The sequence below is a fragment of the Mycolicibacterium llatzerense genome (genome assembly GCF_000878195.1).
GTDB classification, from domain to species: Bacteria; Actinomycetota; Actinomycetes; order Mycobacteriales; family Mycobacteriaceae; genus Mycobacterium; species Mycobacterium llatzerense.
Map to the genome: position 1 here is coordinate 125,801 of NZ_JXST01000010.1, position 23,135 is coordinate 148,935.

Here is a 23,135-nt window from a genome sequence, read left to right on the forward strand (position 1 = left end):
GACCACGTCGGAAAACAGCCTCAGGGCGTACGACAAGACCTCCGCACCAAACGGTGCGGAGGTCTTGTCTAGGCGAAGGCCTGGGCATGGAGGCGACGCCGGCAGGTTCACCTGGCCGCTAAGCGATTGGGGCACATGGCTTCCCATCATCGCGGGCGCGTATGCCCAGCCTCCAACCTGGAGCTATCCCATGCTGTCTCCTTCGTAATAGCAGTTCATGCCGCCGTAGCCGTCCGACGAGGCATAGCAGCTGGCGTGGGCGGTGGCCGAGTTGAGCGCCAACCCGGCCAGCGCTACGACACCCGAAAGCAGGATTCCAGAGAGGATGCGCTTAGTGACCTTCACGACGTTGCTCCTTTTCGATGGGTTCGCGGCAGCGCGCATGGCTGCCGTCATAGGTAGGAGCCGCGAACCCATGACGCGGGGACAACTTTTCGAGAGATCTCTTCGGAGCGACGGTGGTGCCCGCGTGTCCACGCGCGCGGTCGAATGGATCTCGAAAAACTGTCCCGCATTCGGTTGGTCGACGCACTTACCTGTAGGCGAGGCCTCACCCCGGGGCCCAAACCAAGACAGGAAACCACGCACATGAAGAGCACCCACAACACCACAGCCAAGAAGTTCATGACGGCGGTAGGTGTGGCAACCGCATCCACGGCGGCACCCGCCCTAATGCTCATCGGTTCGACATGGTCGGCCGCCCCTGCATTCGCCACCTGCAACGAGGGCACGCCGAACTGTCTACAGGTCGACAACGGGCACCAGAGGGCTCAAAAGCAAATCAATGATGCGGAAACCAGCGGCCAATGTGCAGGACCGGACGGGTTCTGCGACGACAGCATTCCCGGCAGTGATGTGACGCCCGAGCAAGGCACGAAACCCCCGAACAAGACGGGCATCGTCCACGCACCGGTCACCACGAGCACACGGCGATGAGTGAAACAGCAACTCGCGGCATCACGGAGATCAGCATGTCGATCGACACTCAAGGCCTACACCGTCGCCATGACGACGTCATGCGCTGGTGGCGAATACTCCACACCCGCAACATCCCATTCCGGCGGCCCCGGCGGGGGTTACTACTCGGGCGGGTCTACTGACCATATCGACCCGGAAGTCAAGCAGGACAACATCTTTGTCCCGGCGAACGACTCCTCGACTGTACCAACCGGTTCACGCTCCCTGCATGCGTCGGGTGTGTCCTTCGTGGCCGGTCCCCCGCCCCCACCCGACGCGGCACCACCACCGGCGGGCTGACATTGCGGGTGCGGGTCGCCTCGACGGCTCGTTACTGCGAGCGGCGGATCCGTTCCCCAACAGCGGCAACCCGACGGCGTACCCGGGTGACCCGCGGCACGTACTCGGCAGCGCGTCGGGCTCCGTCCAGAATCGTGGTCATCGGCTGCAGCGGCGCGGAGATGCGCGTCGGCGTTCGGTCGACCTGCGGCGGCTGATCTCCTTGCCACCACACCGGCTCGGTCAGCCGCTGCACGAACGGCACCGAGCTTTCGACCGATGCGTTGCCCCACTCGATCGCGCGATCGATGGCTTCCGGCGCGGCCGCCAACGTGACCGGGGACAGCGTCGGGCTGAACCGGATGACCCGGTCCGCGAAGGGCGCGTTGCGCACCATCTGAAGCTGCAAGGCCTGGGTGATGGGTTGCAGCCAAAGGTGTCTCGGATTCCACTGCGGGTGGAAGCAGTCCCAGCCAATGAAGCACGCATTGCGAGTGCCGAGGCGACCGTCTTGAATGCGCTTCCACGCCAGCTCAATTGGGACGTTACTGGCCGCTCCCCCGTCGACCAAGGCGGCGACGTCCTTCTCCACGAGCAACTGGTCGAGGAGACCCCACATGCGCGGATCACTGGACTCGTGATGCAGAATTCCCGGGATTGCCGATGAAAAGCTCGCGGCGTCAACAACATTGAAGTCAGCCGTCAGGTCGTCGCCGCCCAGCACGATCGGTTTGACGACGCGGGAGTCGATGAATGCCGCGACCTGCCACAGCCGATTGACGACGCCCGGCGCGTAGCCCAGCTTGAGGTGTTCGAGCGCCCGCACCCCCATCATCGTGAAGTGCGACGGATGGAACTGCCCGGGTAGGCGGTCGAACGACTGTTTCCTGACGCCGGCGACGACGGTTTCGTACGGGATCGCCAGATCCGTCATCCGCATCGGTTCACCGTCTTCGCGGGTGAACATCTCTTTGGCGAACTCATCGAACTGCAGTGAGAACAGTCCGTTGAGGCCGTGGCGCCGCCGGGTCCTGGCCGGGGCCAGCACTCCGCGGTAGGTGACGGTCTTCGCCCACGCGACGTAGTCCTCGATGGGCACCGGCAGTACGCGGGCCATCACACTGCCCACGATGGCGCCGAAGGAGTTGGTCAGCATGTAGGCGGGCGGCAGACCCGCCGCCAGCATGCGCTGCATCCCGCCGAGGTAGACGTAGCCTGCGCCGCCCCCACCGCCCAGGACGGCGACGTAGGTCTTGTAGCCGAGCTCGGTATCGAGTTCGGCCGCCGAGAAGTCATTGCCGTGGCGCTCCAGCAGCAACGACCGTTCGTACTCCACATCCTCGGCGAAGTTCGCCAGGACTGCCTTCGCCGCGTCCAACCGTTCCTGCGCCGAGGTGCGGCCACGGAGCGGGTTGTACAGCGCGTCGATCACTCGGCTCCGGAAGCCACTGATCTCGCCGCCGACCGTGACGTCGCCGCGGCCGCGGGTGCCGCCCGGGCCGGCCGCGCCCGGTTCGAAGACCGTCAGCCGCGCGAAGCTCAAGAGGTAGCGCAGGCGCCGGAACTGCTCGGCGCTGAGCACGTCGGGGCATTCGAGGTCGGCGCGCACCAGCGCGGCCTCCATGTGCTGCAGCGCCAGGGTGGGATTGCTGCCCGGAAGCCCAGGAGGTTCGACTTCCTCTACCAGGGCCAACTCATTGGACAGCTCGCCGAACGGTACGAGCTCGGAATTCGCCATCAGTCCATTCTTGTCATCCCGGTCGCCGACCGAGGCAGTTGGGGCGGATTCGCGACGTCAACTCTTCAGCGGCTCGGCCAGCACGTCCGAAAGCCACTTGATCACAAGTTCGGGCTGCTCGTCGATGATGAAGTGACCGCAGTTGGGCACCTCGGTGATGTTCAGATCGTCGGCGTGATCGGTGAAGCCATCCAGCAGCGACGGGTGCACGGCCACGTCGTCGAGACCGAACAGCACCCGCACCGGCATCGCGAGTTTCTGGTCGTCGTAGGGCCCGCGCGCGAGCTTGGCGAACTCCTTGCCGACCATCGACCGGTAGATCTTGGAACCCGCCACGCGACGGTCCCGGTCGCGGAAGCAGCTGCGGAAGAAGTCCACCGACTCCTGGGGCATGCCGCTGCGGCGGATGAACCACCACAGCGTCGGCGACAGGTGCGAGAGCGGCCCGACACCAGGGGCTCCCACGACAAGTTGGTACGCCAATTTGTGGGCATGTCGGGCCACCCGGCCCGGCTCCTGCCACACGGGCGGAATGTTGAGGATGGCCAGCCGCGTGATCCGCGACGGTGCCTTCAGCGCTACCAGCTGCGCGGTCCAGCCGCCCCAGTCGTGGCCGACCAAGTCGAAGGAGTCGAGCCCCAGCGCGGTCGCCGCGGCCAGCACGTCGGAGGCGAACTGCTCCTTCTCATAGCCCTTCGGGGTGACCTCGCTCCAGCCGGCACCGCGCAGATCCATGGCGTGCACCCGGTAGCCGGCATCGGCCAGCGCGGGAATCACTTTGTGCCACATCCACCAGTTCTCCGGCCAGCCGTGCAGCAGCACGACCGGGCGCCCACCCTCCGGTCCGGCCACGGCCACGTGGATCTTCACGTCACCGGCCTGCACATATTCATGGGTCACGCCGTCGAGAGTGGGCATGCTGCGCTGAGTCATCCGGGCATCTTACCGTGCGGTCAGTTCCGATGGCGAGAGCCAAGGAAGCGGATGCCCAGGTACGGGCGGATGCACGCGGCCCCGTCGACTCTTGCCTACCAAGTAAGCATTTCGTACTCTAAAAAGGTACGAATCGCATACTCAAGAGGTGATCGTGGCGCGAGACCACAGCACACCGATGCCAGCGGCGCTGGCCCGGGTTCCGTTGCGGACCGTCCGGCCGCGCGACGCCATTGCCGTGTATCCCCACCCGAGAGCACAGCTCGCGCGACTCACCGAACACGGACTACTTCACCGCCTTGCCGATGGCTACTACGTTGTTGTGCCTCAAGAGATGGTGGGGCGGCCATGGATTCCAGTCCTTGAAGCCGCCGCCGCCGGGATCGCCGCAGCGATCTACGGCGCGGACGACAGCGTCGTGATGGGTGTCAGCGCCGCACGCCTACACGGAGCGATTCCGCGAGCTCTCGCAACCGCCATCGTCGCGGTGCCGCAACAGCATCGCCCGATCACGCTCTCCGACCGCCCGGCGATCGTGCACTTCGTCAAGCGTCAGACCAGTGACATCGACGCCGAACTCATCCGCACCGAGCTGGGACCGACGCTGGTGACCACGCCCGAGCAGACCGTGCTGGATCTGGCGCATCGCCCCGCCCTCGGCGATGCGGAAACTGACGTTCCCACGGCCGTCGCTGCACTGTACGCGCGCAGCGACGAGAAGCGGCTACGGGAATTAGCAGCCGACCAACGTCGGCTGGCATCACTGCGCCGGGCAGAAGCCTGGGTGCACGCGGATTCATGAACCTCGACGAACGTGACGCCGTAGCAACACAATTCGGCGTAGCCACCGAACAAGTCGAACGCGATCACCTCATCTCTCATCTGCTCGCATTCCTGAGTCGGGAGTTCGGTGACCGGATCGAGTTCATAGGTGGGACTGCACTGGCCCGCACGCATCTTCCTGATGGCCGGCTCAGCGAGGACATCGATCTCATCGCCCTTGGCGATCGCAAGCGGGTCGCTCAGGATCTGGATGCCTCCCTCCCCCGCGCAGTGGCGCGGAGCCATGGGCGGCTCACTGTCGAACCCGCATTGAGTTCAATCACAGACACGCTCCCCGTGCTGCTCCGTCCCGCGGACGGCCAACCGATACGGCTGCAGCTGCTGTCGTCCAGGGATCGAGTTCTGTGGCCAACCGAATGCCGCGCTCTGGTCCAGCGCTACGCCGACGCACCGCCCGCAGAATTACCGGTGCCGACCTTGCCCGCCTTCGCCGCGTCGAAGACCGCGACGTGGGCCGATCGGCACGCAGCTCGCGATCTCTGGGATCTGTGGGCGCTCAACGAAATCGGCGCCATCGATCCGGCCGCTGCCGGACTATTCCGGCGATTCGGCCCCACCAACAAACACCCTGCGGACTATCTATTCCGTAGTGCGCCATCAGACGCGGATTGGCAGGCGCAACTGGCCGGGCAGACCCGACTGACTGTATCGGCGAAGGACGCTCTCCATGCGGTGCGCGCCGCCTGGCGGAATGCGATCAGTTGCTCCCATGACGCAGACGACGGGGAAATCATCCGCCAGGCGGTGTTTTCAGCTCGTTGTCCGAGCAACCAGAAAGCTCTCGGGTCCGTACCAGTCGATCTGCGCGTCACCCCACCAGGAGAGGAACTGCTCGGCCGTCTCACCCGGCAAGTGACCCTGCCAACCAAACGAGAAAACCCGCCCTGACCGAAGTCAGAACGGGTTTTACTTGTGGAGCTAAGGGGATTCGAACCCCTGACCCCCACACTGCCAGTGTGGTGCGCTACCAACTGCGCCATAGCCCCTTAAGTGGTGCCTGATGAAGCTACACCACCGGCCCCATGGTGAACAAAACGGCTGGTCAGAGGGACCCTTCCACCGGCTCGTGGCCCAGCGGACAGATCGGGGTTTCCTCCTCGTCACCCGAATGACGCGTCTCCGGAGCCAGCCACCAGCCCACCGCGGCCGCCAGCAGGATCACCCCGCCCACGCCGAACGCCGCGTTGAAGGACACGTGCTGGGCGATCTGACCTGCGACCAGCGAGCCAAGGATCGTGCCGAGGTCGGACATCATCTGGAAGGTCGCCACGGCGGTGCCGCCCCGGGCCTGGTTGCCGATGATGTCCGCGACGGCAGCCTGCTGCGGCGAGATGAAGATGCCGCTCGCGGCGCCGGTCACGAACGCGATCACCAGAAACACCGGCAGTGACGTGGTCCAGCCCAGCAGCACCGTCGAGACGGAGGACACCGTCAGCCCGACGATCAGCAGCTTGCGCCGGCCGACCCGATCGGACAGATGCCCGCTGGGAATCACGGCACACACGTTGCCGACGGCGAACATCGCCAGCACCAGGCCGGCCATGCCCGCGCTGCGGTGCAGCACGTCGACCACGAACAGCGGAACCAGCGCCACCCGCAGGCCCAGCGCGGCCCATCCGGCCGCCAGGTTCGACAGCAGTGCGGCTTGATAGGCGCGGTTACGCAGCACGGTCCGAACCGACACCATCGGCCCGGTTTCCTCTTCCGGAGCGGCCAGTGTCGAGTTGCGCAGGCTGACGAACACCACGGCCGCGGCGAGCGTCAGCGCCATGCCGTAGATGCCGAACGGCACCGCCAGGCCCAGGCCCGCGGTCAGGCTGCCCAGCACCGGGCCGGCGACGCCACCGATCATGAAGGCGCTGGAGAACAGGCCGGCCACCCGGCCGCGGGCGTCGAACGGCGACAGCCGGATCATCAGCGCCAGGGACGACACCGAGAACATCGTCGACCCCGCACCGCCGAGCGAGCGGAACAGCAGCAGCTGCCAGTAGGTCTCGGCGAAAGCGCAGGCCAGCGTCGACAACGCGACGATAAGCAGGCCGGTCAGATACACCCGCCGCTCACCGAGTTTCTGCACCAGCAGTCCGCTGGGCGGCGCGAAGATCAGGCGCATCGCGGCGAACGCGGTGATGACGAACGTCGCCGCGCTGATGCTGACACCGAAGTTGCGGGCGTACGCCGGCAGCACCGGCGCAACCACGCCGTAGCCGAGTGCGATGACGACGTTGGCGCCGACCAGCACCCATATCTCAGCCGGAAGTCTGGTCGGGGCCGGACAGTCGCCCTCCGTGACAGCACTCACACTATGACTGTATTGGCCGTGAATCCTGGCTTGTATCCGGTGCGCGTTCGCTCGTTAGTTCACGTTCGCGATCCCCGGCGGCAACGGTGCGTACGTCGCCCGCGGAGGTAACGGGTTGGTGGTTCCCTCCCCCTCGACGACTTGAAGCCGCCCATCGGGGTTTCTGGCTATCCGAGTCCCGGTTTCGTCGAATGTGCATACTTCGGTGCCGTTGGGATGCTTGATGTAGTCCCCGCCGCCCTTTGCGCAGCAGTCCTTCATGGTGCCGCCGTTGTCCGTGCAATGGAAAAGCTCGTCCACCTTGTCCGCGCTCGCGATGGGCGCCATGGCAATGCCGGCGACGATGCCGCCGGACAGCAGGGCCGCACAGACAATCCGGCGCAAAGACGATGCGAACATGGCGATGCTCTTTCCTCTGTGTGGGCGCGCTATTGCCCGTTCCTCGTCACCGGACCGCGAGGCACCATCGAGGGTGCAGGCTGGGGTGCCGGTGTCAACTCTTCGGCTGGAATGGCCGAACCACCGTGCGGCACACACGTGCAAATCGGCGGTACGCCGTTGCACACCGGATCCTCCCAGGGCATGCAGTACCACGGCGCTGGGAGGCTCGGGAAGGCGACGATGACGCTCAGTCCGGCGAACAGACCGGCGCAGGCATATCTGCGGACATCTGTGGCGGCACTCACGATTGCTCCTCTCGCAAATGAAGCGTCGTGAACAGGCATAACTCTAGGCCCATGACAGCAATGGCGCACCAACTTCGCAGCAAAACCATAAGCGCCCCCGAACCTGGCAATTTACTGGGAAAGCGGCGTGTAATTTCGCCAGTTCAGCAAAGCGGTACTCGCCCTAACCGATGACGGTGTTCACCACTTCCTTCGCGGCGGCCTGGACCTGCGCCAGATGTTCTGGGCCCTTGAACGACTCGGCGTAAATCTTGTAGACGTCCTCGGTACCCGACGGCCTCGCGGCGAACCACGCGTTCTCGGTCGTCACCTTCAGCCCGCCCAGCGGCGCGCCATTACCCGGTGCCGCGGTGAGCTTGGCGACGATCGGTTCGCCCGCCAGCTCGGTCGCGGTGACCTGCTCGGCCGACAGCTTCGACAACCGGGCCTTCTGTTCGCGGTTGGCGGGCGCATCGATGCGGGCATAGGTTGGGGCACCGTACTTTTCGGTCAGCTCGGTGTAGCGCTGCGACGGTGAGACGCCGGTGACCGCGAGGATCTCCGAGGCCAGCAGCGCCAGGATGATGCCGTCCTTGTCGGTGGTCCAGACGGTCCCGTCCGTCCGCAGGAACGACGCCCCCGCGCTCTCCTCGCCGCCGAATCCGATTGTGCCGCCGAGCAATCCGTCAACGAACCATTTGAAGCCGACCGGAACCTCGATGAGCTTTCGCCCCAGCCCGGCCACCACCCGGTCGATGATCGATGAGCTGACCGCCGTCTTGCCGACCGCGGTGGAACCCGGCCAACCCGCGCGATGGGTGTACAGATAGTCGATCGCGACGGCGAGGTAGTGGTTCGGGTTGAGCAGCCCGCCGTCGGGTGTGACGATGCCGTGCCGGTCGGAGTCCGCGTCGTTGCCGGTGGCGATCTGGTAGCGGTCCCGGTTCGCGATCAGCGAGGCCATGGCATTCGGCGAACTGCAGTCCATCCGGATCTTGCCGTCGGTATCGAGTGTCATGAACCGCCAGGTCGCGTCGACCAGCGGGTTGACCACGGTCAGGTCGAGTTGGTGCCGTTCGGCGATGGCGCCCCAGTAGTCGACGCTGGCACCGCCGAGCGGGTCCGCTCCAATGCGTACCCCTTCGGCCCGAATGGCGTGCAGATCAACGACATTCGGCAGATCCTCGACGTAGGCATTCAGATAGTCGTGCCGCTCCGTCGAGCCCAACGCGCGCGCCAGCGGGATCCGCTTCACGTCGCGCAGCCCGTCACGCAGAATCTCGTTGGCGCGCTTGGCAATCACGCTCGTCGCATCGGTGTCGGCCGGGCCGCCATTGGGCGGGTTGTACTTGAAACCACCGTCGCGCGGCGGATTGTGCGACGGAGTGACGACGATTCCGTCGGCGAGATCGCCTTCGCGGCCGCGGTTGAAGGTCAGGATCGCGTGACTGACCGCCGGGGTGGGCGTGTATCGGTCGGCGGCGTCGATCATCGCGACGACCTCGTTGCCGGCCAGCACCTCCAGTGCCGTGACCCAGGCCGGCTCGGACAAGGCGTGGGTATCGCGGCCGATGAACAGCGGCCCGGTGGTGCCCTGCGCGGCGCGGTACTCGACGATCGCCTGCGTGGTGGCCAGGATGTGCGGCTCATTGAACGCCGCGTCCAGGCTGGACCCGCGGTGGCCCGACGTGCCGAATACGACCTGCTGGTCGATGTTCTCGGGGTCCGGCGCCACTGTGTAGTAGGCGGTGACCACGTGGGCCACATCGATCAGGTCATCTGGTTGGGCCGGTTGGCCGGCGCGCGGGTTGGCCGTCATGGACTCGATTCTGCTACCCACACTCCCCCGGTGTCGCCCGGTCGACGGTCGGTCACGATACTTTTGCAACATGTTCGGCCACGACAACCGAGAATTGGCCGCCGTGTTCGTTGGCGGCGCGATCGGTACCGCCGCGCGCGCCGTCCTCGCGGTCTACGCGGCCCCCTCTCCCGGCCACTGGCCGTGGCCCACCTTCGCGGTCAACATCGTCGGCGCCTTCCTGCTCGGGTACTTCACCACCCGCCTGCTCGAACGACTGCCGGTGTCGAGCTACCAGCGTCCACTGCTCGGCACAGGCATCTGCGGCGGCTTGACCACGTTCAGCACCATGCAGGTCGAGACGGTGCGGATGCTCGAGCACGGCGCCTACGGGCTGGCCGCCGGCTACACGGTCGCCAGCATCATCGCGGGCCTGGCCGCGGTGTACCTGGCGACCGTCCTGGTGCGGCGGGTACGGGTGCGGGCATGACGGCGGTGGTGTGGGCCGGCGTCGCGCTCATCGGCGGCGTGGGCGCGGTGACCCGTTTCCTGGTCGACCGGGCCGTCTCGAAACGCAAGAGCAGCAGCTTCCCGTACGGCACCTTCGTGGTGAATCTCAGCGGCGCCTGGCTGCTCGGTTTCTTCGGCGGACTGGCGTTGAGCCCCAATGTCGCGCTGCTGGCCGGTACGGCGTTCGTCGGCGCGTACACGACGTTCTCGACGTGGATGCTGGAAACCCAGCGGCTCGGCGAAGAACGGCAGGTCTGGTTCGCACTGGCCAATATCGCGGCGAGTGTGGTGCTCGGTCTGGCTGCCGCGGCGCTGGGACTATGGATGGGCGGCCTGCTGTGAGCGATTCCGCGGACTACCTCAAACTCACGACGTATTTCGGTGAGCGACAACGTCATCAGGGCCGGTTCCTGGCCGAGGAGCTGCTCGACCTCTACGGCGCCGCGAACGTCGCCACCAGCGTGGTGCTGCGCGGCATCGCCGGATTCGGGCCACGGCACCAGCTGCGCACCGACCAGACCCTGAGCCAGTCCGAGGACCTGCCGGTGGCCATCGCCGCGGTCGACACCGCCGACAAGATCGCGGGGCTGGCCGAGCGGACCGTGGAGCTGACGACCCGGGGACTGGTCACGCTCGAACGCGCCCGGCTGGTCACCACCGCGAATGCCGGCGTGCATACCAAGCTCACCGTCTACGTCGGGCGCCAGCACCGGATCAATGGCAGGCCGGCCCACATCGCGGTGTGCGAACTGCTCCACCGCAGCGGATTCGCCTGTGCCTCCGTCTTTCTCGGGGTCGACGGCACGGTCCGCGGCCGCCGTGAGCGGGCCCGATTCCTCAACCGGAACACGGACGTGCCCGTCATGATCATCGCGATCGACGACGGTGACCGCGCTGCCGCAGTCCTGCCCGACCTGGAGCGCCTGCTGCCCGACCCGTTGGTGACGGTGGAGCGGGCCGAGCTCTGCAAGCAGGCGGGGACGCTACTGACCCGTCCCGGTGCGCTCCCCGCCCACGATGCCAGTGGATCTCCGTTGTGGCAGAAACTCATGGTGTACACCACCGAGGACACGCTGCACGACGGCGAGCCGGTGCACCGCGAGATCGTGCGCCGCCTGCGTGCCATCGAGGGCACCCGCGGCGTCACTGCCCTGCGCGGCATCTGGGGCTTCCATGACGGACGAACGCCGCATGGCGACCGGCTGTTTCAGCTCGGACGCCAGGTTCCCGTCACGACCATCGTGGTCGATACTCCCGAAAACATCGCTACCGCTTTCGATCTCATCGATGAGGTGACATCCGACCATGGAGTGGTCACCTGCGAGCGGGTGCCGGCGCTGGTTTCCGTCGACAACGGATACCGGGACGGCGGTACCAGTCTGGGACACTTTCTCACATAGAAGGTAAGCCTAGCCTAAACAGCTTTGGTCGACTACGGTCCCTCGGCATGGAGTCAACAATTGAATCGGTCAGCGCTGGCTTGGCCAAGATCATGCAGGACGACATGGGCGTGGACATCAAGCGCGTCACCCGTGAATCACGGCTCATCAACGATGTCGGTTTGGACTCGGTGGCTTTCGCCGTGGGCATGGTCGCAATCGAAGACCACTTCGGCGTCGCATTGTCCGAAGAAGACCTGCTGGGCAGTGAGACCGTCGGCGACCTCGAAGACGCGATCGCCGCGAAACTCCCTACCGCCCAACGCTCATGAGCACATCGAGCCTCGCGTCCGCCCTGTCGCAGGCGATGACCCAGTCCGGGCGCGACCTGGTGACCCTCGATCCGAAATCTGGTGACTGGCGGCGGCATCCCTGGCAGGAAGTGCACGCCCGCGCCGAGAACGTCGCCGCACACGTCGATGGCCAAACACGAGTTGGCCTGGTCGGCGAACCCACGGTGGAATTCCTGGCCGGCATCTACGGCGCCATCTTCGCCGGCGCCGCCGTATCCATCCTTCCCGGGCCGGTTCGCGGGGCCGACACCCACGCCTGGGCCGACACTACCTTGACCAGGTTCGCCGGTATCGGCATCGACACGGTGCTCAGCCACGGCAAGCATCTCGACCTGTTGCGCACCGGCGCCACCGGCACGCAGCTGCACGACGTCAATACCGTTGCACACGAACAGCGTTCGACCACGTTCATCCCCTCCCGGAGCGCCGACATCGGCATCTTGCAGGGCACCGCGGGATCGACCGGCACCCCCCGCACCGCACAGATCCCTGCGGACGCGGCGTTGGCGAACCTGCGCGGCCTGGTCGCGCGGATCAGCGTCACCGACGCAGATCGTGGACAGTCGTGGCTGCCGATCTACCACGACATGGGCCTGGCGTTCATGCTCACCGTGACGCTCGGCGGCGGCGAACTGTGGCAGGCGCCCACCACCGCATTCTCGGCGTCGCCGTTCAACTGGCTCAAATGGTTGACCGAGAGCAAGGCCACCATGACCGCTGCCCCGAACATGGCCTACGGACTGCTCGGCAAGTACGCCCGCCTGGTCAGCGATGTCGACTTGGGCGCACTGAGATTCGCGCTCAACGGCGGCGAACCCGTCGATTGCGACGGCACCAATCGGTTCGCCACCGAGATGTCGAAGTTTGGCTTCGATGCGAACGCCCTCTGCCCGTCGTACGGCCTGGCCGAATCAACCTGCGCGGTAACCGTTCCCGCGCCGGGCGGTGGACTACGCCGCGACGACGTCACCGTGACCGTCGACGGCAGTACCGCTGTGCGCAGGTACGCGATACTCGGCCAACCGATCGACGGCATGGAAGTCCGTATTGCCCCCACGGATGTGCCCCACGAGCTCACCGGACGTGATGTCGGCGAAGTCCAGGTACGTGGCACCTCGATGATGACGGGCTATCTCGGCCTGGACCCGATCGACCCCGAAAATTGGTTTACCACTGGTGATCTCGGCTACTTCACCGACGACGGTCTGGTGGTGTGCGGTCGGCTCAAGGAACTCATCACCGTCGCGGGGCGGAACATCTTCCCGACGGAGATCGAGCAGGTGGCCGCACGCGCCGACGGAGTGCGCGAGGGCGCCGTCGTGGCGGTGGGCACCAACGACACCGGCGCTCGGCAAGGTTTGGTGATCGCCGCAGAGTTCAAGGGCGACGACGAATCGACCGCCCGCAGTCAAGTGGTAACGCTCGTCGCCTCCGAGTGCGGCATCGTCCCGGCCGACGTGGTGTTCCTCAAACCGGGCTCACTGCCGCGGACCTCATCCGGGAAACTCCGACGCCTCGAGGTCAGACGCACGCTGGAAACGGTGGGCTCATGACCACATTCGAGACGTGCACCACCGAGAACTATCGAGAGCTGCTCAGCGAGGTCTTCGACGAGCGGGTCCGCGACTGGACCGCGGAAGCTGAAGAATCCGAACGCTTTCCGCGCAAGCTCATCGAATACCTGGGCCAGTCCGAGGTTTTCGCCGCCAAGTGGGGCGAGCGCCAGCATCCGGATGTGGCCAAGGTGTTCGCGCTCGCCGAGCAACTGGGCAAGCTCGGGTCCGCGGGAATCGGCGTGGGAGTCAGCCTGCACGACTCGGCCATCGCAATCCTGCGCCGATTCGGCAAATCCGACTATCTGCGCGATATCACCGAGCAGGCCATCCGGGGCGACGCCGTGTTGTGCATCGGCGCGTCGGAAGAGTCCGGCGGCTCGGATCTGCAGATCGTCGAGACCGAAGTCGTCTCCGCGCGTGGAGGTTTCGAGGTCCGCGGCATCAAGAAGTTCGTGTCGCTGTCCCCCATCGCCGATCACATCATGGTGGTCGCCCGCAGCGTCGACCACGATCCGGGCAGCCGCCACGGCAGCGTGGTGGTGGTTGCCGTGCCGACCGCCCAAGTCGACGTCCAGACGCCCTACCGCAAGGTGGGTGCCGGTCCGCTCGACACTGCGGCAGTCCACATCGACACGTGGGTGCCCGCGGAAGCGTTGGTGGCGCGCGCAGGCACCGGCCTCGCCGCCATCTCCTGGGGCTTGGCACAGGAGCGGCTGTCGATCGCCGGTCAGATCGAGGCCAACTGCCGCAGGATCATCGGAATTACGTTGGCCCGCATGATGAAACGGCGCCAGTTCGGCCATACCTTGTACGAACATCAAGCCCTACGGATGCGACTGGCCGACCTGCAGGCCCGAGTCGACCTGTTGCGCTACGGATTGGCGGGGCTTGCCGCGCAGGGACGCATGGACTTGCGCGCGGCCGCGGCCATCAAGGTCACCGCGGCACGGCTCGGCGTCGAGGTCGTTGACGAGTGCATGCACATCTTCGGCGGTGCCGGATATCTCGTGGACGAGACACCGTTGGGTCGGTGGTGGCGCGACATGAAACTCGCGCGGGTCGGCGGCGGCACCGACGAGGTGCTCTGGGAACTGGTGGCGGCGGGCATGCGACCCGACTACGAGGGCTACGACGCGGTGATTGCGTCACCAGCCGGGTTCATCGCTTGACGAGGTTCACCAGGAATTCGATGGTGACGATCGGATCGACGGCGAGCAGTCCCGCCGGCGGCGCCGGCGGGATGATGCCGTAATCGGCGAAGGTGACCGGGATTTGCCCGACGGCAACAACTCCACTACCCGACCGCTGCACTTCCAGCCGTACAGCCACCTGCCGGGCGACGCCCTTGAGCGTGAGTTGCGCCGACACCTCCTGAGTCGTGGGCGTGCCGTCCCCGGCGATGGATGACAGGTTGACCGGATCGAGCACAGCGAGCTTTGCCGTCGGGAACTGGGCGGCGTCCATCACGTCGGTGCTGCGGAACTTGTCATCGCGGCCGCGGTGCGGTGACTGGATCGTCCCGACGTCGACGACGAAGCTCGCTGACTGCAAGGTGCCGCCCGCGACGGTGGCGTCGCCCCGCACCGCATTGGTCCGCCCGGTGACGGTCACGGTCTCCCACAACAGTTGTTGCCTGGCTCGGTAACCGGCCTGAGAGCGGTTGGCCTCATCATCGGGACCCGCGGCCACGACCCACTTGCCGTCGAGGTTTGTGGTAGCCGGACGAAGCGTCGATGGCAGAGTCAGGACCGGCGCCGGCATGCCTTCCATCTGGGTTCGGTAGAACCACGGTCCGGCGCACACCCCTACGACGGCGAGCACTGTCAGCGCCAGCAGAAGCCTTTTTGCCACTCCCTCTATATACAGGGCGGGTCGGACGTCAGGTGGCTGGGCGCGCCAGCGCGTACAGCGCCATCCTGCGGTTCGCCATGTCGTGTTCACCGAGAAATTCGCAACCGGCGTGCTCGCACAGCCGCCGCGCGCCGGAGTTGCGGTGGTCGGGATCGAACATCACCCGACGGCACGACGGCACCAAGTCGAACAGACTCGCCAATACCTGAGGCAGCAACATCGGCGCCAGGCCCCGGTTCACAAAGCGCTCATCCGCGATCGCGGCGTGCAGTCCCAAATCATAGGGATCGGCGTCGTATCGAGGCGCGATGGAATCCTTGGCGGCCCAGTACAGCTCGAGATAGCCCATGGCTTTGTCCTGGTAGCTCACCAACAACGGTCGCGAATACTCACCGTCGAGCTGCGCCTGAAGGTGCCGCCGCCACCATTGCGGAGGTCGGTCGTACTCCCAGGCCTCTGCCAGATGCGGCCGATTCATCCATTCGGACAACAGCTCAGCATCGGCTTCGGCGTCGACCAGACGCACTGCCCACGGAGCCACCAGCTGCGGAACGGGTGGTGCACCCACCGCGCGCACTTCAGCGGACAGCGACGTCAACTCGCGCGGCAGCACCGGCCCCTGATCAATCTCGGTCATTTCAGCGGCGAGCCTACCGGATTGATTTAGGTTAGGTTTGCCTACATCGCGGCGTGTGTCGCCTGGCATCCACTGAACGCCGAAGGTTGTCGTCGGTTCGCCCAGCACACCCGACAGAGCTCGCGGAATGCGCAAACGGCCCCTGTAACGCTCAGGCACAACAGGTCGATAGAGCTGCTAACGTAGTCATCAATCACTTTGGTCGCATCAGTTAGCTGGTGCGGGAGGGGAACACACCATGTCTTTCACCACTCGGATGATGGTCGGCGCGGGTTCTGCATTGGTCGCTGTCATGGCCAGCGGCGCTGTCGCCACCGCTCAGCCGGACCCCACCGCGATCATGTACTCGACCTGCACCTACCCGCAGGTGATCGCCGCGCTGACCGCGCTCGACCCGGGTGCCGCCGCTGAGCTGCAGGCCAACCCGATCGGCGTCGGCTACCTGCACCAGCTGATCGCCTCCGGTCCGCAGCAGCGCAAGGCGCTGATCACGCGTGCGTACAACACCCCGGGTGCCGCTGGGTACACCGACCTGGTGCTGAACGTCGCGAACACCTGCAACAACTTCTGATCCCAGAAGCCAAGACAACGCAGCTCAATCCTTCGGGATTGAGCTGCGTTGTGCTTTCTGCGGGTAGCCGCCGATAGTCAGAATCCGCGGTTCGACCCTCGGACGGCGGCGACGGCCTCGTCGGGTCCGGTGAAGGTCACTTGCGCGGGCCCACGGCCTGCCGCGAAGAGCAGCAGCTCGCCGGGTGCGCCGGTCACCGTCACCTCCGCGCCGCGGCCGGCGGCGGCCAGGCGACGGCCCTCGGGGGTCACCAGCACGATCCGTGCCGGCGCGTTCTTGATCCCCATACGCGCCATGTTCGCCACCTGTCCGGCCAATGCGGACACCAGTCGGTCATCGAGCTCCCGCGGCTCCCAGGCCGGCCCCGCCCGGCGGACGTCCTCGTTGTGAATGAACATCTCGGCGACGTTGACGAACGGGTCGAGCAGTTTGAACGGCGAGTACAGCGGTGGGCCGGCGGCAATCATGTCGACCAGCTTTTCCCAGTCGGTGGCTGCGGTCACCTGCGCCTGAACCCGGTCGGTGTACCCGGCCAGCTGCGGCACCAGAATTCCGGGCGCGGCATCGAGCCGTCGTTCCCGCACCACCAGATGCGCGGCCAGATCACGGGCTGTCCATCCTTCGCACAATGTGGGTGCATCGGGCCCGTGCTCGCGCAGGGATTCGACGAGGGCGGCGCGTTCCCGCCGGGCGGCTGTCATACGCTGAGTCTAGGTCGGGCGACGATCAAGCGGCGCGGCACGAGCTGCGTTGAGGAATGCGCAAATCCCAATAGGTCGGACGCTCTTGCTCCAGCATTGCGATGTGGGTCACCGTCGCCGGGCAAACGCCAGGTGAACGATCGCGACGTGGTTACAGATGAGTACCCATCCATGCACCAGGGGCCACACGACCCTCATTACTAACTATGGTCACAAAAGCCCCTCACTGGCGTACGAGCGCCGCCCGCCATCCGAAAGGTGTGACCGTGTCGCCGCGTCCTCGCATTGCATCGGTGGCTTTGACGGCCGCCGTCGTCCTCGGCGGAGCGGTCGGCATCGCGCCACCCCGCGCAGCTGCCGATCCGTGCACCGGCCCCAACGCGGGTGTCCTGCCGCCGAACGGGGTGCCGTCGAGCGGCGTCATGCGGCCAACGTCGGGCGGCCATCGACCGAGCAATGCGATCGACAAGGCCCCGCTGCCGACTCTGGGCAAGCTGTCCCGATCACTGCTCAGCGCCTTCACCAAGGGCACCGTGCAACAGCAGGCCGGAGTGCTGCCCGGTACACCTCGGGTGCCGCAGCCGCCGGTCCAACAACGCGCGGCCCAGCCCGCTCCGGCCGCTACGCAACCCCAACCCGCAGCAGCACCCGCACCGCCCATCGACGCAGGTACTACGTCCCTCGTCGGGTGGGTGACCGGCGACCAGAGTGCGGGCGGCGACACCCTGCAACGGTTCGGCATCTCCGGCACCGACCTCGGCATCATGTGGGACAACGGCGACCCGGTGAACAACCAGGTGCTGATGATGTTCGGTGACACGTACGGCTACTGCGCCACCCCGAACCAGCAGTGGCGCTACAACACCATGGTGCGCACCAGCGACCGCACGCTGTCGGGCGGTGTCCACATCCCACCCGGCTCGGTGACGAACCCCTATTCAGGCTCACCCGAGTGGCAGCCGAACCTGGCCAAGCAGACCATCCCCACCATCCGCTGGGCGCCCGTCGAGAAGGGCATCATCCCGACTTCCGGTGTCTCCGTGGGCAAGACGCAGTACGCCAGTTTCATGTCGATCAAGAACTGGGACAGCGCCGGCCAGTGGACGACGAACTACTCGGCGATCGCCGTCTCCAATGACAACGGCCAGAACTGGGGCGTGTACCCGAGCAGTGTCCGGCCGATGGCGCCGGACAGCGTGTCGCGAGTTGCCTTCATGCCCGGCAACGAGAATTTTCAGCAGGGCGCGTTCCTGAAGGGCAGCGACGGCTACATCTATTCGTACGGAACCCCTTCTGGCCGAATCGGAAACGCATATGTGTCCCGGGTCCCGCAGAACCTGTTGCCCGACATGAGCAAGTACGAGTACTGGAACAACGAAAGCCAGTCGTGGGTGCCCAACAACCCCGGCGCAGCCTCACCGATCATTCCCGGCCCGGTCGGTGAGATGTCGGTGCAGTACAACACCTACCTCAAGCAGTACCTGGTGATGTACTGCAACAACCTGTCCGACGTGGTGATCCGTACCGCACCGACACCGCAAGGACCTTGGGGCCCAGAGCAATTGGTGGTGTCGTCACAGCAGTTCCCCGGCGGCGTCTACGCGCCGTACCTGCATCCGTGGTCCAACGGTCGCGATCTGTACTTCACTCTGTCACTGTGGTCGGCGTACAACGTGATGCTGCTGCACACCGTACTGCCCTGAGTTCCGGAAGTCGGTGAGGGCCGCGGCGGCCCGGACCGGGTCCTGCAGCATCCACCAGTGCCCCAAGCCGTCGGGCACGGTCGTCCGCGCGCGACCAGCTGCTCGCCCTCCCCCGGCTACGTCCGCGGTGGCGACGTGGCCGCCGGGCCCAATAGATCGGCGCTGTCGTTCGACGAGGTGCGTCGCCAGCGCCCGGACAGCGGCAACTCGCGCAACGACTCTCCGCCCACAGACCATCGTCGGGCCACGAAGCGGATGACGGTCCGCACATAGCGGTTCGTCTCTGAGTACCAACGCCATTCGTACAGGCGACCGGCCTGCAGCCAGTGTGCGAGCGCTTCTGATTCGACGCCCTGCAAATACGGCCGGACCCAGGTGACCATCACCCACGTCTGCACCGCCGCGTCGTCGGGAAGACGGAAGGTCCACTCGATCGGATCGTCACCGGCAATCATGGTGTGGCGCAACGCCGGCGGGGCCGGCTGCGTACCCTCGGACACGCCGAACAGCTGCACTGCGACGTTGTGAAATACCGCCGGCCCACCGACCTCGAACCGCACCGTGTAGCCATCGGCCCCGTTGCGCTCGACGGAGAAGGCCGCCAATCCGCCGACCGCGACGTAGCGCGCGAACACCAACCCGCTGACGACCATGACCACTCGGCGCACCGCCAGCAGCACCGTGAACGTCGCGACGGTCAGCGCGACGACACGCCACATCAGGTCCACGTGCACAGACTGTCAGAGCGTCAGCGACACGTCATGGCAATCACCGACGTGCCACTCAATCCGCCGCCTTCGCCTTCTCCAGCTCGCGCAGGACAGACAGCGACAGGAAGGTCATCGGTCCCGCGTCCTTGAACTTGCCACCGGCGTTGCCCGCGATGCCGCCCTCGACGGCGAGGTCGCTGATCAGGTCGAGTTTGAGCTGCGGGCTGCCCTCGCTGAAGTCGAGATCAGCCAGATCCACCCACACAATGTTGGGCCGCGTGGTGGATTCGTAGACGTAGCGCCTGTTGGTCAGGTCCAGCACTACCTGCCAGATGGTCTGCGAGGCGTCGGGCTTGCCCGGATCCGGAATCCGGAAGGGCTGGGCGGCATTTCGGATCACCGAGAACATGCCCGCGATCGCTTCCACCTGGCTGGACGGTGTGGGCAGGCGGCCGGCGTAGTAGGTGGCCCGCGCGAACCTATCGGAGGCCAACGTGGAACCCGGCAACGGCTCGGAGCCGCCGAGGCCCTCGAAGTTCTTCACCAACTCGAGCTGCTGATCGAAGGTGGGTGAGTTTGTCATCACCCGAAAGTCCTTGCTGTGGTAGACCTTCGGCTGACCGTCGAGGTACTCGATGATCGCCGAGTCGCCGGTGGCGTCATCGAGCGCCAGATGAATGGTGGGCGGATTGCCACCGGTGGGGTCGTCGAGTTGGACCACCTGCACGTTGGTCTCGCCGATCCACGCGACCGCCTCGGCGACCGTTGCGAAGTTGTCCAGGAAGTACTGCAGCCAGATCGCCTGACTCAGCTGGGTTCGTGTGGCATCCGGTGTGCCGTAGGTGGATTCGGCCAGCCACAGCACGTGCCCGGCCAGTCCGGCCTCGTTGAGGCCGTCCACCGAAATGATGTCAAAGGCGGTGGCGATCACGCTGCCGTATTTCGAGGTCCAGGTCAGCTTGCCGGCGACCCCGTCGTCGCGGGTCACGCCGCGCGGCTGCTTCCACAAGTTGGTCATGAGGTCTCGATGGAAGTCCATGTTGCGGCCGACCAGGACCGCGTCGCCGGCGTCAGGCCAGATCACTCGTGTGCACACCGGAGCAAGCCTAACTTTCCCAGTCCGCCACAATCGCTGAGTTGTTTGCCAAAAATTGCGCCGTGCGAGTGGGATGCTCTTGAGATGGTTGCTTCCCACAGGGAACTCGCAGCTGAAACTACGGATCAGGAGGTCTCGCCACTCAACCGATGGTTTGCGGCCGTCGGTAGCTACTCGCCCTCCGAGAGGAAGAAACATGAACATGTTGCGTACTACGACGGCTGTGTTGATCCCTGCCTTGTTGCTGACGATGTCGTGTTCCTCAGGCGGCAAGAAGGCCGACGACTCCACCGCAGCCGTCACGACACTGCATTTCTACGAGCACGACACCGGACAGACCAGCGTGGATCTCGGAACTCCCGGGGAAGGCCCCGGCGACCAATTCATCTTCTCCGGCGACGTCTTCGATCGCCAAGGGGGCACGAAGCTCGGGCGGACGGCAGGGCAGTGCACGACCGTCAGCGGAGACGCCACCGCCGGTGACGTCGCGTGCACCGAGACCTTCATCCTCGATGGCGGACAGATTTCGATCCAGATGCTGGCCGACCGAGCTGCCGTGTTCAGCAAGGGCGAAACCTTGCCCGTCTCGATCGTCGGAGGCAGCGGCAAGTACAACAAGGCCCGGGGTGACGGCACCGCTCAAGTGCCGCCCGAGGTGCCCAATCAGACCGACGCCAACTTCGTGCTGAACGTGGTGACAAACTAGGCGCCGAAGCGCACGGGCACTAGGCCCAGCGGTTCGCCAGCAACTTGAAACTCGGCAGATCCTCCAGCGGCACCAGCGCCTCATAGATCCGCTGATACCCGGTGCTGGCGATCCGCCACGAACCGTCCTCGTCCTTGCGGTAGGTATCCGAGTAATAGCCCGAGCCGCGGATCATCGCGTGCCCCGGCACGATCACGGTGTCCTCGAACACCCAGGAACCGTGCGCGGTGGTGTCGGAGTCGATGTCGATCTCCGGGTGGCTGGCGATGTGCGTCGTGATGATTCCGTTGTCGAGGTTCGTCCGCATGAAGTCGACGACGTCAGACCGGCCCTCGTAGTGCACCGGCTCACCCATCGCATGTGTGCCGTAGCGGGTCACGACATCTGCAGTGAGGCAATCCCCGAAGGTGTCCCACTCCTTGAGGTCCAAGGACCGAAAGTACCGGTACTTGAGTCGCTGAATATCAGCGATCGCCGCCAAGTTGCTCATGACGCGAGACTAGAACACGTTTCATTTTCTGTCACGAGAATGCGGAATGCGGCTCACCACATGGTGGTATCAAAACTACGAAGCGTGTGGCACGGACGGGGTTGACCTCAACCTACGTTGAGGTTTTAGCGTGGAGTGCATGTCCTTCAAAGCACACGAAATCGAGTTCATGAAGGCGGCAGACCTCGGGCGACTCGCCACCATCCAGCCCGACGGCACACCGCAGGTCAGCCCAGTGGGCTTCACCTACAACGAGGAACTGGGCACAATCGACATCTCGGGCTACCACATGACCAAGAGCCAAAAGTTCCGCAACCTCGCCCACCACGACAAGGTGGCCTTCGTCATCGACGACATCGCCTCGCGCAACCCATGGCGGGTGCGTTGCCTGGAGATACGCGGCACCGCCCAACAGGCCATGACAGCGTCAGGACAACATGGCCCCGCAGGAGATGCCCTCGATTCCGCAATCATCCGCATCACGCCCCGTCGCATCATCAGCTTCGGCATCGACGACACCGATACCGAACCCCACCCGCTCAGAGCAGACATCCGTAACGTCTGAGACCAAGGGCCTGTGGGACAGACCAAACGAGGCGACCAAACGAAAAGGCCCGGCTCATTCGAGCCGGGCCTTCCCTTGTGGAGCTGCCGGGAATTGAACCAGCATAAACATACCGTGAACTGCGGTTATGCCGGTGTGCGCAGCGGGCGAAAGCGGGCGAAAGTCCTGCAAAGTTCTTTTCGGTCGATCTGGCGTGTGCATCAAGTGCACACGCATCCAGAGCTGCCGGGAGCCCACAAAGGCACCTATCCCCCATCTCTGACCCGGCGTCCCTTTGTGCCGCGAGATTGCGCGGGTTGCTCCGGTGGAATTCTTAGCTGAGTCGGCAACAGCCACAACACAGTCCGCACCTGATTCAACCCGTCCCGTGTCACCGCCTCGACCTCGACCACAGCCAGCCACGGGCCATGTGAAAGCCGCACCCATGCAATCTGTCGGCCGGGGTGGAATGCATCGAACTTCAGACCGTGTTCACGGACCGGCTTGGGTGCGAGCGACATCATCGGGCCGGACGGCAACCATGCGACGGTGTCGACCTCGACGGCGCGGTCTGTCGGCCGGTAGATCACGGCATCCGGCGGGTTGGTCCAGTCCTCGAACACCCACATCACCCTACCTCCACCGTCGAACAGAGGTTCGAAAAAGGCGGTACGGTTGACGTAGACCCACGAAAGGACTCTCAATGACGTTGTCAAGCCGCTGCAGAGGCGATTTGATGCGCGTCGGGTTCCCAGGTCCGGTTGTCACGAATGAGTGCGTAGAGGACGTTCACGCGGCGGCGGGCCAGGCAGA

Annotated in this window: 25 protein-coding genes, 1 tRNA gene and 1 pseudogene; 13 read left to right on the forward strand and 14 right to left on the reverse strand. The window is 65.3% G+C overall.

From position 1 onward, the window contains the following. Positions 1-183: 183 nt before the first annotated feature. On the reverse strand, positions 184-345 hold the full coding sequence (locus tag TL10_RS31225; protein WP_156127171.1) for a hypothetical protein: 162 nt from the start codon (positions 343-345) through the stop codon (positions 184-186). Positions 346-588: 243 nt separating this feature from the next. On the opposite strand from TL10_RS31225, the gene TL10_RS30605 reads away from it, so the two are divergent. After that, positions 589-936 carry a hypothetical protein gene (locus TL10_RS30605; protein WP_043985440.1) on the forward strand — a complete coding sequence of 116 codons (348 nt, stop codon included), beginning with the start codon at positions 589-591 and terminating at the stop codon, positions 934-936. Between the two features lie 352 nt (positions 937-1,288). Here the strand turns inward: TL10_RS30605 and TL10_RS09455 are convergent, their stop codons facing one another. After that, the gene (locus TL10_RS09455) at positions 1,289-2,974 is read right to left on the reverse strand and encodes a patatin-like phospholipase family protein (RefSeq protein WP_043985441.1); all 1,686 of its coding nucleotides are present in this window, start codon (positions 2,972-2,974) and stop codon (positions 1,289-1,291) included. A gap of 57 nt (positions 2,975-3,031) precedes the next feature. Beyond that, a complete protein-coding gene (locus TL10_RS09460; protein WP_043985442.1) occupies positions 3,032-3,907 on the reverse strand; it encodes an alpha/beta fold hydrolase in 876 nt (291 codons plus the stop codon). A gap of 154 nt (positions 3,908-4,061) precedes the next feature. Between TL10_RS09460 and TL10_RS09465 the strand changes: the two genes are divergently transcribed. Together TL10_RS09465 and TL10_RS09470 are read left to right on the forward strand one after the other, a co-directional pair. Further along, positions 4,062-4,709, forward strand: a complete 648-nt coding sequence (locus TL10_RS09465; protein WP_043395267.1) for a type IV toxin-antitoxin system AbiEi family antitoxin domain-containing protein — start codon at positions 4,062-4,064, stop codon at positions 4,707-4,709. After that, positions 4,706-5,638: a nucleotidyl transferase AbiEii/AbiGii toxin family protein gene (locus TL10_RS09470; protein WP_082067900.1), complete on the forward strand. Its 933-nt coding sequence runs from the start codon at positions 4,706-4,708 to the stop codon at positions 5,636-5,638. The genes TL10_RS09465 and TL10_RS09470 overlap by 4 nt, the downstream gene beginning before the upstream one ends. A gap of 25 nt (positions 5,639-5,663) precedes the next feature. Here the strand turns inward: TL10_RS09470 and TL10_RS09475 are convergent. From TL10_RS09475 to pgm, 4 genes and pseudogenes are all read right to left on the reverse strand, one after another. Next, a tRNA-Ala gene (locus TL10_RS09475) sits at positions 5,664-5,736 on the reverse strand. A 60-nt stretch (positions 5,737-5,796) separates the two neighbouring features. Next, positions 5,797-7,052: pseudogene (locus TL10_RS09480) on the reverse strand (MFS transporter); the annotation flags it as partial. 54 nt (positions 7,053-7,106) lie between these two features. Next, entirely contained in the window at positions 7,107-7,451 is a 345-nt protein-coding gene (locus TL10_RS09485) for a hypothetical protein (protein ID WP_043394758.1), read from the reverse strand. A gap of 450 nt (positions 7,452-7,901) precedes the next feature. Beyond that, complete coding sequence (pgm, locus tag TL10_RS09490) at positions 7,902-9,536, reverse strand: phosphoglucomutase (alpha-D-glucose-1,6-bisphosphate-dependent) (RefSeq protein ID WP_043985443.1); 1,635 nt, start codon at positions 9,534-9,536, stop codon at positions 7,902-7,904. 70 nt (positions 9,537-9,606) lie between these two features. Here pgm and crcB (TL10_RS09495) point away from each other — a divergent pair, with 70 nt between their 5' ends. The 6 genes from crcB (TL10_RS09495) to mbtN are packed head-to-tail and all read left to right on the forward strand — an operon-like array spanning position 9,607 to position 14,482. Beyond that, positions 9,607-10,005: a fluoride efflux transporter CrcB gene (crcB, locus tag TL10_RS09495; protein ID WP_043394754.1), complete on the forward strand. Its 399-nt coding sequence runs from the start codon at positions 9,607-9,609 to the stop codon at positions 10,003-10,005. Then, the gene (crcB, locus tag TL10_RS09500; protein WP_043985444.1) at positions 10,002-10,367 is read left to right on the forward strand and encodes a fluoride efflux transporter CrcB; all 366 of its coding nucleotides are present in this window, start codon (positions 10,002-10,004) and stop codon (positions 10,365-10,367) included. Before crcB (TL10_RS09495) ends, crcB (TL10_RS09500) begins: the two co-directional genes overlap by 4 nt. Continuing rightward, positions 10,346-11,425: a putative PII-like signaling protein gene (locus TL10_RS09505; RefSeq protein WP_043985445.1), complete on the forward strand. Its 1,080-nt coding sequence runs from the start codon at positions 10,346-10,348 to the stop codon at positions 11,423-11,425. Before crcB (TL10_RS09500) ends, TL10_RS09505 begins: the two co-directional genes overlap by 22 nt. 47 nt (positions 11,426-11,472) lie before the next feature. Then, positions 11,473-11,736 carry an acyl carrier protein gene (locus tag TL10_RS09510; protein WP_043985446.1) on the forward strand — a complete coding sequence of 88 codons (264 nt, stop codon included), beginning with the start codon at positions 11,473-11,475 and terminating at the stop codon, positions 11,734-11,736. Further along, positions 11,733-13,310 carry a long-chain-fatty acid--ACP ligase MbtM gene (mbtM, locus tag TL10_RS09515; RefSeq protein WP_082067901.1) on the forward strand — a complete coding sequence of 526 codons (1,578 nt, stop codon included), beginning with the start codon at positions 11,733-11,735 and terminating at the stop codon, positions 13,308-13,310. The genes TL10_RS09510 and mbtM overlap by 4 nt, the downstream gene beginning before the upstream one ends. Further along, complete coding sequence (gene mbtN / locus TL10_RS09520) at positions 13,307-14,482, forward strand: mycobactin biosynthesis acyl-ACP dehydrogenase MbtN (protein WP_043985447.1); 1,176 nt, start codon at positions 13,307-13,309, stop codon at positions 14,480-14,482. Before mbtM ends, mbtN begins: the two co-directional genes overlap by 4 nt. Here mbtN and TL10_RS09525 read toward each other — a convergent pair. Continuing rightward, the gene (locus TL10_RS09525) at positions 14,472-15,164 is read right to left on the reverse strand and encodes a YceI family protein (protein ID WP_131630711.1); all 693 of its coding nucleotides are present in this window, start codon (positions 15,162-15,164) and stop codon (positions 14,472-14,474) included. The two genes, mbtN and TL10_RS09525, sit on opposite strands and share 11 nt — an antisense overlap. Positions 15,165-15,192: 28 nt before the next feature. Further along, positions 15,193-15,801 (reverse strand): GNAT family N-acetyltransferase, encoded by a 609-nt coding sequence (locus TL10_RS09530; RefSeq protein ID WP_043985448.1) that lies wholly within the window; start codon positions 15,799-15,801, stop codon positions 15,193-15,195. 238 nt (positions 15,802-16,039) lie between these two features. Here TL10_RS09530 and TL10_RS09535 point away from each other — a divergent pair, with 238 nt between their 5' ends. Continuing rightward, complete coding sequence (locus TL10_RS09535; protein WP_043394742.1) at positions 16,040-16,372, forward strand: hemophore-related protein; 333 nt, start codon at positions 16,040-16,042, stop codon at positions 16,370-16,372. A gap of 77 nt (positions 16,373-16,449) precedes the next feature. Here TL10_RS09535 and TL10_RS09540 read toward each other — a convergent pair whose 3' ends face one another. Continuing rightward, positions 16,450-17,073: a TIGR03085 family metal-binding protein gene (locus TL10_RS09540; protein ID WP_043985449.1), complete on the reverse strand. Its 624-nt coding sequence runs from the start codon at positions 17,071-17,073 to the stop codon at positions 16,450-16,452. A gap of 266 nt (positions 17,074-17,339) precedes the next feature. On the opposite strand from TL10_RS09540, the gene TL10_RS09545 reads away from it, so the two are divergent. Next, entirely contained in the window at positions 17,340-18,776 is a 1,437-nt protein-coding gene (locus tag TL10_RS09545) for a glycoside hydrolase family 183 protein (protein ID WP_043985469.1), read from the forward strand. A gap of 116 nt (positions 18,777-18,892) precedes the next feature. Here the strand turns inward: TL10_RS09545 and TL10_RS31230 are convergent, their stop codons facing one another. Together TL10_RS31230 and TL10_RS09555 are read right to left on the reverse strand one after the other, a co-directional pair. Continuing rightward, entirely contained in the window at positions 18,893-19,504 is a 612-nt protein-coding gene (locus TL10_RS31230; protein ID WP_157850365.1) for a hypothetical protein, read from the reverse strand. A gap of 55 nt (positions 19,505-19,559) precedes the next feature. Then, the gene (locus TL10_RS09555) at positions 19,560-20,582 is read right to left on the reverse strand and encodes a bile salt hydrolase (protein WP_043985451.1); all 1,023 of its coding nucleotides are present in this window, start codon (positions 20,580-20,582) and stop codon (positions 19,560-19,562) included. A 196-nt stretch (positions 20,583-20,778) separates the two neighbouring features. Between TL10_RS09555 and TL10_RS09560 the strand changes: the two genes are divergently transcribed. Further along, positions 20,779-21,288: an allene oxide cyclase barrel-like domain-containing protein gene (locus TL10_RS09560; RefSeq protein ID WP_043394734.1), complete on the forward strand. Its 510-nt coding sequence runs from the start codon at positions 20,779-20,781 to the stop codon at positions 21,286-21,288. A gap of 19 nt (positions 21,289-21,307) precedes the next feature. Here the strand turns inward: TL10_RS09560 and TL10_RS09565 are convergent, their stop codons facing one another. Beyond that, positions 21,308-21,778 (reverse strand): nuclear transport factor 2 family protein, encoded by a 471-nt coding sequence (locus tag TL10_RS09565; protein WP_043394733.1) that lies wholly within the window; start codon positions 21,776-21,778, stop codon positions 21,308-21,310. A gap of 139 nt (positions 21,779-21,917) precedes the next feature. Between TL10_RS09565 and TL10_RS09570 the strand changes: the two genes are divergently transcribed. Then, positions 21,918-22,343 (forward strand): PPOX class F420-dependent oxidoreductase, encoded by a 426-nt coding sequence (locus tag TL10_RS09570; protein ID WP_043985452.1) that lies wholly within the window; start codon positions 21,918-21,920, stop codon positions 22,341-22,343. A gap of 245 nt (positions 22,344-22,588) precedes the next feature. On the opposite strand, the gene TL10_RS09575 is transcribed toward TL10_RS09570, so the two are convergent. Next, entirely contained in the window at positions 22,589-22,951 is a 363-nt protein-coding gene (locus TL10_RS09575) for a hypothetical protein (protein ID WP_234711413.1), read from the reverse strand. Positions 22,952-23,135 lie beyond the last annotated feature (184 nt).